General features: G+C 68.8%; 7 protein-coding genes. 6 read left to right on the forward strand and 1 reads right to left on the reverse strand.

All coding sequences use genetic code 11. The annotated features are described in order from the left end of the window. The first annotated feature begins 86 nt into the window (after positions 1 to 86). Positions 87 to 1724 (forward strand): AMP-binding protein, encoded by a 1638-nt coding sequence (locus D477_RS19260; protein WP_005274055.1) that lies wholly within the window; start codon positions 87 to 89, stop codon positions 1722 to 1724. A gap of 151 nt (positions 1725 to 1875) precedes the next feature. On the opposite strand, the gene D477_RS19265 is transcribed toward D477_RS19260, so the two are convergent. Next, complete coding sequence (locus D477_RS19265) at positions 1876 to 2844, reverse strand: DNA-3-methyladenine glycosylase family protein (RefSeq protein ID WP_005274059.1); 969 nt, start codon at positions 2842 to 2844, stop codon at positions 1876 to 1878. A gap of 105 nt (positions 2845 to 2949) precedes the next feature. Here D477_RS19265 and D477_RS19270 point away from each other — a divergent pair, with 105 nt between their 5' ends. From D477_RS19270 to D477_RS19290, 5 genes are all read left to right on the forward strand, one after another. Then, positions 2950 to 4326, forward strand: coding sequence for a cystathionine beta-synthase (locus D477_RS19270; protein ID WP_005274063.1), 1377 nt, complete (start codon positions 2950 to 2952; stop codon positions 4324 to 4326). Between the two features lie 14 nt (positions 4327 to 4340). Further along, the gene (locus D477_RS19275) at positions 4341 to 5501 is read left to right on the forward strand and encodes a cystathionine gamma-synthase (RefSeq protein ID WP_005274065.1); all 1161 of its coding nucleotides are present in this window, start codon (positions 4341 to 4343) and stop codon (positions 5499 to 5501) included. Positions 5502 to 5621: 120 nt separating this feature from the next. Beyond that, positions 5622 to 6296 (forward strand): MOSC domain-containing protein, encoded by a 675-nt coding sequence (locus D477_RS19280; RefSeq protein ID WP_005274068.1) that lies wholly within the window; start codon positions 5622 to 5624, stop codon positions 6294 to 6296. A 137-nt stretch (positions 6297 to 6433) separates the two neighbouring features. After that, positions 6434 to 8458, forward strand: a complete 2025-nt coding sequence (locus D477_RS19285) for an oxidoreductase (RefSeq protein WP_043847742.1) — start codon at positions 6434 to 6436, stop codon at positions 8456 to 8458. Beyond that, positions 8458 to 8670 (forward strand): PadR family transcriptional regulator (locus D477_RS19290; protein ID WP_005274074.1); only part of this gene is annotated, 213 nt, incomplete at its 3' end. The genes D477_RS19285 and D477_RS19290, both read left to right, overlap by 1 nt.

The following is an 8670-nucleotide window of genomic DNA, read 5'->3' on the forward strand; positions in this document are numbered from 1 at the left end:
GGCGGCGGGCGCTTCCCGTATGGCCCGGCGGACCGGCACTTGATACGGTACTTCAGTTCACAGCCAACGCTGACGGGGAGACGGTCATGCTTGCCTACACCGATGCCAGAACCAATGAGCCCTTGCTGGAACACACCATCGGCGAAGACTTCAATTCGGTGGCAGCCCGTTTCCCCGAGCGGGACGCGCTGATCGAAGCCGCAACCGGGCGCCGCTGGAGCTACGCCGAGCTGAGGCAGGACGTGGACCGCCTCGCCCGGGGGCTACTGGCTCAGGGCATAGGACGTGGAGACCGGATCGGGATCTGGTCGCCCAACTGCGCCGAATGGACGATCGTGCAGTATGCGACCGCCAAGATCGGCGCCATCCTGGTCAACGTCAATCCCGCGTACCGGCTGCACGAGCTCGAGTTCGTCGTCACGCAAAGCGGAATGCGGATGCTCATCACCGCGCCGTCGGATGCCCGCAGCGACTATGCGGGCATGTCCCTGAAAGTCCGGGAGGCCTGCCCCGGGCCTTTGGAGATCGTGGTCATTGACGACGGCGGTGCCAGCCCTGACGGGGCCCTGACCCTGGGCCAGGTGGTTGCCTCCGCGGAGTCGGTCCCGCCGGCCCGGCTGCAGGAGCGGATGGAGCAGCTGCGGGCGGACGATCCGATCAATATTCAGTACACCTCGGGAACCACCGGCTTTCCCAAGGGAGCCACGCTGACCCACCGGAACATCCTCAACAACGGATTCTCCATCGGCGAGCTGATGGGCTACACACCGGAAGACCGGGTGGTGCTGCCGGTGCCGTTCTACCATTGCTTCGGCATGGTGATCGGCAACCTGAACATCTACTCCCATGGCGCTGCCGCGATCCTGCCGGGCCGCAGCTTTTCCGCCGCAGACACGCTGCAGGCGGTCCAGGACCACCGCGGAACCTCGCTCTACGGTGTGCCCACCATGTTCATCGCCGAGCTGGCGCTGGAGGACTTTGCCGACTACGACCTCTCGACACTGCGCACTGGCGTGATGGCCGGCTCGCCCTGCCCGGTGGAGATCATGAAACGCGTTATCTCGGACATGAACATGGGCGAAGTCGCGATCTGCTACGGCATGACCGAAACCTCCCCGGTGTCCACCATGACCCGCAGCGAAGACAGCATCAGCCGCCGGACCTCGACGGTCGGCCGGACCATGCCGCACCTGGAGAGCCGGATCGTCGACACGCAAACCGGGGAGACAACAGAACGCGGCGTGATCGGCGAACTGCACACCCGCGGCTACAGCGTCATGCAGGGCTATTGGAACGAGCCGGAGAAGACCGCGCTCGCCGTCGATCAGGACGGCTGGATGCACACCGGCGACCTGGCCAGCATGGACGAAGATGGCTACATCACCATCGAGGGCCGCATGAAGGACATGGTGATCCGCGGCGGCGAGAACATCTACCCGCGCGAGATCGAAGACTTCCTGTACCAGCACCCGGACATCCAGGACGTCCAGGTGATCGGTGTCCCGGACGAGAAGTACGGGGAGGAGCTGATGGCCTGCATCGTCCTCCGGCCCGGGGCGCCTGAACTGACGGCCGAAGACATCGCAGCGTTCTGCCAAGGCCGGCTGGCGCATTTCAAGATCCCCAAGTGCGTGGAGGTCCGTGCCGACTTCCCCATGACAGTGTCGGGCAAGGTCCGCAAAGAGCAGATGCGCGAAGAGGCCGCGGAGAAGCTGCGCGGCTGATCCGGCTCCCGCGGCGGAGAAAGTGCCCGGCTGATCCGGCTCGCTCGGCGGTGAAGCTGCGCGGGTAGTCCGGGTGGCCGACGCCGAACCGGCCTGCGCGGAGCCGAACAGGCCTGCGCGGAGAGCCTGGCTGGCCGGAAATGGCCGCCGGTCAGTGGAAGCGGTGGTCCTGCGGAGCCAGGCGCGGGCCGAACTTCGGCTTGCGGAAGCCGCTGAGCATCAGCATCCGGACCACCCGCTGCCGGTGGCCGCGCCAGGGCTCCAGCAGCTCCAGCATGCCGGCGTCGTCGGTCTTGCGTCCGGTCAGCGCATAGCCGACGAACGAGGCGAGGTGGAAGTCGCCGACGGACACCGAATCCGGGTCCCCATGCGTGCGCTGGGTGGTTTCGGCGGCTGTCCAGGGGCCGATTCCGGGCACCGAGCACAGCTTCGCCGCGAGTTCAGCGCCCGCCGGAAGGCCGGCCAGGCGTTCCAGTCCCGGAGCCAGGCTGCAGGCGCGCAGGATGGTCCCCGAGCGTTTGGAGTCGACGCCGGCGCGGTGCCACTCCCACGACGGAACCTTCCGCCACTGCTGCGGCGACGGCGGCGCCAGCAGCCCTGCCGGGGCCGGACCGGGGGCCGGCGAGCCGTGGCGGCTGACCAGGTAGCGCCAGGAATAGCGGGCCTCGATCGTGGTGATCTTCTGCTCCAGCACGGCCGGAACCAGGGCGTCCATCATCCGGCCGGTCGCGGGCAGGCGCAGGCCGGGGTTGAGCCGCCGGGGCTGGGAAGCCAGCCGGGGGAGCGTGGCCTGGAACTCCGGGGCGTCGAAGACGCTCCAGTCGTCCTCGGCGCCGAGCAGGCGGGGAAGGCCGGGCAGCGCTGAGTCCGCGCCGGGCCCCCAGAGCCGCGCGTCGACAACGGTGCCGTCAGCGATGCGGCGGGCCGCCAGCCGCAGCGAGACCAGGCCGCCGGTTGCCGCGTAAGCCAGCCACACGCCGTCGTACGTGAAGTGGATGGTGGGATCCTGCTTGCCGCGGGCCAGGATGCCCAAGGTGCCGGAAAGGTCATAGCCTGCCGGAAGCGTGATCTCGGTGGCCGCATCGGCGCGCGCGGCGGCGGAGGCGGTCAGCGGGGGCATGACTTAATCGTCGCACGGCGTTGGAGCCGCCGGCGGCACCTCGGATGTGAAGCTTTCTGTATGCCGGCTAGGAGCGACCTTGCCCGGACGGGTAGATTTGGCCGCATGAAGTACGCCAATTCTGTCCTGGACCTGATCGGAAACACCCCGCTGGTCAAGCTCAACAAAGTGACCGAGGGGATCTCCGCCACCGTCCTGGCCAAGGTGGAGTATTTCAATCCGGGCGGGTCCATCAAGGACCGGATCGCCATCAAGATGCTGGAAGCCGCCGAGCAGGACGGGCGGCTGAAGCCCGGCGGAACGGTGATCGAACCCACCAGCGGCAACACCGGCGTCGGCCTGGCCCTGGTCGCGCAGCAGAAGGGCTACAAGTCCATCTTCGTCACGCCGGACAAGGTCGGTGTGGAGAAGCGCGACGTGCTCAAGGCCTACGGCGCCGAAGTCGTGGTCACGCCGACCGCCGTGGCACCGGACAGCCCGGAGTCCTATTACGGCGTCTCGGACCGGCTGGTCAAGGAGATCGAAGGCGGCTACAAACCGGACCAGTTCTCCAACCCGGCCGCCCCGCAGAGCCACTACGAGACCACTGGACCGGAGATCTGGCGGGACACCGACGGCAAGGTCACCCATGTGGTGATCGGCGCCGGCACCGGCGGCACCATCACGGGCACCGGCCGCTACCTGAAGGAAGTCTCGGCGGACCGCCCCTCGGGCCCGGTGAAGATCATCGGCGCGGACCCCGAGGGCTCGGTCTACTCCGGCGGCACCGGACGCCCGTACTTCGTCGAAGGCGTCGGCGAGGACATGTGGCCGGGCAACTACGACAAGAACGTGCCGGACGACGTGCTGGCCGTCAACGACGCCGAGTCCTTCGCGATGACGCGCCGGCTGGCCCAGGAGGAAGGGCTGCTGGTCGGCGGCTCCTCCGGCATGGCCGTGGTGGCGGCGCTGCGCGTGGCCAAGAACCTGGGCCCGGATGACGTCGTCGTGGTGATCCTGCCGGACTCCGGCCGGGGCTACCTGGCCAAGATCTTCAACGACGAGTGGATGCGCTCCTACGGCTTTATCGCCGCCGGCGAGGAAGCGACCGTGGGCGAGGTGCTCAAGGGCAAGAACGGCCGGCTGCCGGAGCTGGTCCACACCCACCCGGCCGAGTCGGTCCGCGACGTCGTCGGCATCATGAACGAGTACGGCGTCTCCACGCTGCCGGTCTTCTCGCAGGAACCGCCGGTGGTGATGGGCGAGGTGGTCGGCGCTGTCGACGAACGCACGCTGACCGCCCAGCTGTTCAAGGGCGAGGCCAAGCTGACCGACAAGATCGGCGACCACATGGGCCCGAACATGCCCCTCATCGGCGCCCTCGACTCCGTGTCCGCCGCGCGCGAGAAGCTCCAGACCGCCAACGCCCTGCTGGTGACCCTCGAGGGCGCACCTGTGGGCGTGCTGACCCGCCACGATCTGCTGACCTACCTGACGAGCTGAAGGAAGAGGATTACATGAGCGCCGAGAACAATGCTGGCTTCAACACCCGCGCCATCCACGCCGGACAGGCGTTCGAACCCCGGACCGGCGCCGTGGTGCCGCCGGTCCATTTCAGCTCCACCTATGCCCAGGACGGCATCGGCGGCCTGCGCGAGGGCTACGAGTACGGCCGCGGCACCAACCCCACCAGGGACGCGCTGCAGGAGCAGTTGGCAGCGCTGGAAGGGGCCCGCTACGCCTACTCCTTCTCCTCCGGCCTGGCCGCCGAGGACGGGCTCATCCGCGCTGTGATGGCCCCGGGCGAGCACATCGTGCTGGGCAACGATGCCTACGGTGGAACCTACCGGCTGATCAACCGCGTGCTCGGCCCCTGGGGCATCGGGCACACCGTCGTGGATATGTCGGACCAGTCCGCGGTGGCTGCGGCCGTTAGCGCCAACAAGACCCGCCTGGTCTGGGTGGAGACCCCGTCCAACCCGATGATGAAGGTCACCGACATCGAGGCGCTCGCCGAGGTGGCCCATGGCGCCGGCGCGCTGCTCGTCGTCGACAACACCTTCGCCTCCCCGTACCTGCAGAACCCGCTGGCCTTCGGCGCCGACATCGTTGTCCATTCCACCACCAAGTACATCGGCGGCCACTCCGACGTGATCGGCGGCGCCGTGGCGCTGAACGACGGCGAACTGGCCGAGAAGATCGGCTTCGTCCAGTTCGCGGTGGGCGCGGTGTCCGGCCCGCTCGATGCGTTCCTGACAACGCGCGGACTCAAGACCCTCGGCGTGCGGATGGACCGGCATTCGGCCAACGCCCAGGCCGTGGCCGAGTGGCTGCAGGGCCGCCCCGAGGTGGAGGCCGTCTACTACCCGGGCCTGCCGGACCACCCCGGCCACGAGCTGGCGAAGAAGCAGATGCGCGGCTTCGGCGGCATGGTCTCCGTGTCCTTCAACGGCGGCGAGGCCGCCGCGCGCAAGGTCGCCGAATCCACGCGGGTGTTCACCCTGGCCGAGTCGCTCGGCGGCATCGAATCACTGGTCAACTATCCGTCCCAGATGACGCACGCGTCGGTCAAGGGCACGGAGCTCGCCGTGCCGGAGAACCTGATCCGGCTGTCCGTGGGGATCGAGGACGTGGAGGACTTGATCGCGGACCTGGAGAAGGCCTTCAGCCAGCTCTGAGCGCCCCGCAAGGAAAAAGTACGACGACGGCCGGCCACCTTCCGCTGAAGGTGGGCGGCCGCCGTCGTTAGCGCTAAGTTCCGCCGTCCGGCTGCCCCTGGCCCGCCCTAGACTTAGGAGATGACCGCCGGAACCCTTGTTGCAGTCTGCCGCGTCCACGCCCTCAAGCCGGACGCCAGCACCGTGGGCATCACCGCCATCGACAAGCGGCCGGTGCCCGGCGCGGTCCAGGTTCACGAGCTCGGGCTGCGGGCCGACGTGCAGGCAGACCGCAAGCACCACGGTGGCGAGCTCAAGGCGCTCTACGCCTATGCGGCCGAGGATGCCGCGGAATGGGCCCGCGAGCTGGGCCGCGACGTTCCTGCCGGGCTGTTCGGCGAGAACCTGCGCACGGAGGGCGTGCCGGTCAGCCAGGCCCTGGTAGGGGAGCGGTGGCGGATCGGCGCCGATGTGATAGTGGAGGCCACGATGCCGCGGATCCCGTGCGCGACCTTCGGCCGGCACATGCACGAGCCGCAGTGGGCCAAGCGGTTCCTGGCCAAGGGGCTGCCGGGAGCGTATTTCAAGGTGCTGGCCACCGGGCAGATCGCCGCCGGTGACCCCATCGAGGTGCTGTCCCGTCCCTCGCACAACGTCACGGTGGCGGACGTCTTCCGCGGGCTGGACCGGGAGCAAGCCGAGGCGCTGCTGGCTTCGGAGAACGACGGCGAAGTCTGCTTGGGCGGCAACGTCGCGAAAGCGGTCCGCCGGGCCCTCAAGCGGGCCAAGGCCGGGAGCGGCACCAGCAAGCGTTAGGCAGCGGCAACCGCCCGAGCCGGACGCCGCTGGCAAGCCGGGAGCGCTGACCATCCCAGTCCGCCGCGCCGCACTGTTGCCAGCGGCAGCGCACTGCCGCTAGGTTTTATGCAACTTGTTGTGCAAAGGAGCGCATAATGACCGTGCCCTATCCGCGGCTGCTGGAACCGCTCGACCTCGGCTTCACCACGCTGCCCAACCGGGTGGTGATGGGCTCGATGCACACTGGCTTGGAGGAACTGCCGGGCGGTTTTGACCGGCTGGCCGCCTTCTATGCCGAACGCGTGCGGGGCGGCGTGGGCCTGATGGTCACCGGCGGCTTCTCCCCGAACAAGGCCGGGCGGCTGGCTGCGGGAAGTGCCGTCTTCTCCTCCGCCTCCGACGCCGACGAGCACCGCCGGATCACCGGAGCCGTCCACGCCGCCGGCGGCAGGATCGCCCTTCAGCTCCTGCACGCCGGCCGCTACGCAGTGCACCCAGGCCTGGTGGCTCCGAGCGCGGAGCAGGCCCCGATCAGCCCCTTCACGCCGCGTGCGCTGGAGCCCGCCGAAATCGAACAGACGATTGAGGACTTCGCCGGGGCCGCCGAACTGGCCCGGTCGGCCGGCTACGACGGGGTCGAAATCATGGGCAGCGAGGGCTACCTCATCAACGAGTTCGTCGCGGCCCGGACCAACCGGCGGACCGACGGCTGGGGCGGCTCCTACCGAAACCGCATCCGCTTTCCGCTGGAGATCGTCCGGCGCACGCGGGAACGCGCCGGGGCGGACTTCATCATCATCTACCGGCTCTCCATGCTGGACCTGGTGGAGGGCGGCTCCACGCTCGCCGAGGTCATCGAACTGGCGCAGGAGCTGGAAACGGCCGGAGCCACCCTGCTGAACACCGGGATCGGCTGGCATGAAGCACGGGTTCCCACCATCGCCACCTCCGTCCCGCGCGCCGGCTTCGCCTGGGTCACCCGGGAACTGATGGGCAAAACCGGCCTGCCGCTGATCGCGACCAACCGGATCAACGCGCCGGAAACCGCCGAAAAGCTGCTAGCCGAAGGCTGTGCGGACCTGGTGTCCATGGCCCGGCCGCTGCTGGCGGATCCGCAGTTCGTGGCCAAGGCAGCCCGCGGCGCAGCCGACGAGATCAACACCTGCATCGCCTGCAACCAGGCCTGCCTGGACCACACGTTCACCGGCAAGGTCAGCTCCTGCCTCGTCAATCCCCGTGCCGGCCATGAAACGGAGCTGGTCCTGGAGCCGGCCGCGGTGAAGAAGAAGCTCGCGGTGATCGGTGCCGGACCCGCTGGCCTCGGCTTCGCGCTCGCCGCTGCGGAACGCGGCCACCGGATCACGGTCTTCGAGGCCGCCGGCGAAATTGGCGGCCAGTTCAACCTGGCCAAGCAGATCCCGGGGAAGGAAGAGTTCCACGAGACAATCCGGTACTTCAGCCGCCAGCTGGAACTGCGCGGGATCGAGCTGCGGCTCAGCTCGGCTCCGACGGCGCAGAGCCTGCTCGCGGACGGTTTCGGCGAAGTCATCCTGGCCACCGGAGTGCTGCCGCGGGTGCCGGACATTGACGGCCTGGACCATCCCTCCGTGCTGGGCTACCAGGAGGTCCTCCGCGACCACAAGCCGGTGGGCAGGACCGTGGCCGTGCTCGGGGCCGGCGGCATCGGTTTCGACGTCGCCGAGTACCTCACCCAGTCCGGCCCCAGCGCCGCGGTCGAGCCCGCACTGTTCTACCGGCACTGGGGCATCGACCCGGACTACCGCTCGGCCGGCGGCCTGGCCCGGCCCCGGCCCGCCCCGCCTGCGCGCAAGGTCTACCTGCTCCAGCGCAAGAGCAGCAAACCCGGCGCCGGGTTGGGCAAGTCGACCGGCTGGATCCACCGGGCGGAGCTGAAAGCCAGGGGCGTGGAGATGCTTCCCGGCGTCACCTACCGGAAGATCGACGACGGCGGACTGCACTTCAGCGTCAATGGCACCGAGGAGGTGCTGGCGGTCGACACCGTGGTGCTCTGCACCGGGCAGGAACCCCGCCGCGAACTCCTGCCGGAACTGGAGGCGGCGGGCCTGAAAGTTCAGCTGATCGGCGGCGCCGATGTTGCCGCCGAGCTGGATGCCAAACGGGCGATCGACCAAGGCACCCGGCTCGCGGCGGTCATCTGATGTCCCTGCCGCACGCCATCCTGACCGCCCTGCTTGAGAAGCCCGGCTCCGGGGCTGAGCTCACCCGGCGCTTCGACCGCTCCTTCGGGTTTTTCTGGCCGGCTACCCACCAGCAGATCTACCGGGAGCTCGCGAAGCTGGAGCGGGACGGACTGGTCAGCTCGGCCGGCCGCGACGGCTCCCGCGGACGCGCCAAGGACTACCGGGTGCTG

The sequence above is a fragment of the Arthrobacter crystallopoietes BAB-32 genome, assembly GCF_000328305.2.
Taxonomy (GTDB): domain Bacteria; phylum Actinomycetota; class Actinomycetes; order Actinomycetales; family Micrococcaceae; genus Crystallibacter; species Crystallibacter crystallopoietes_A.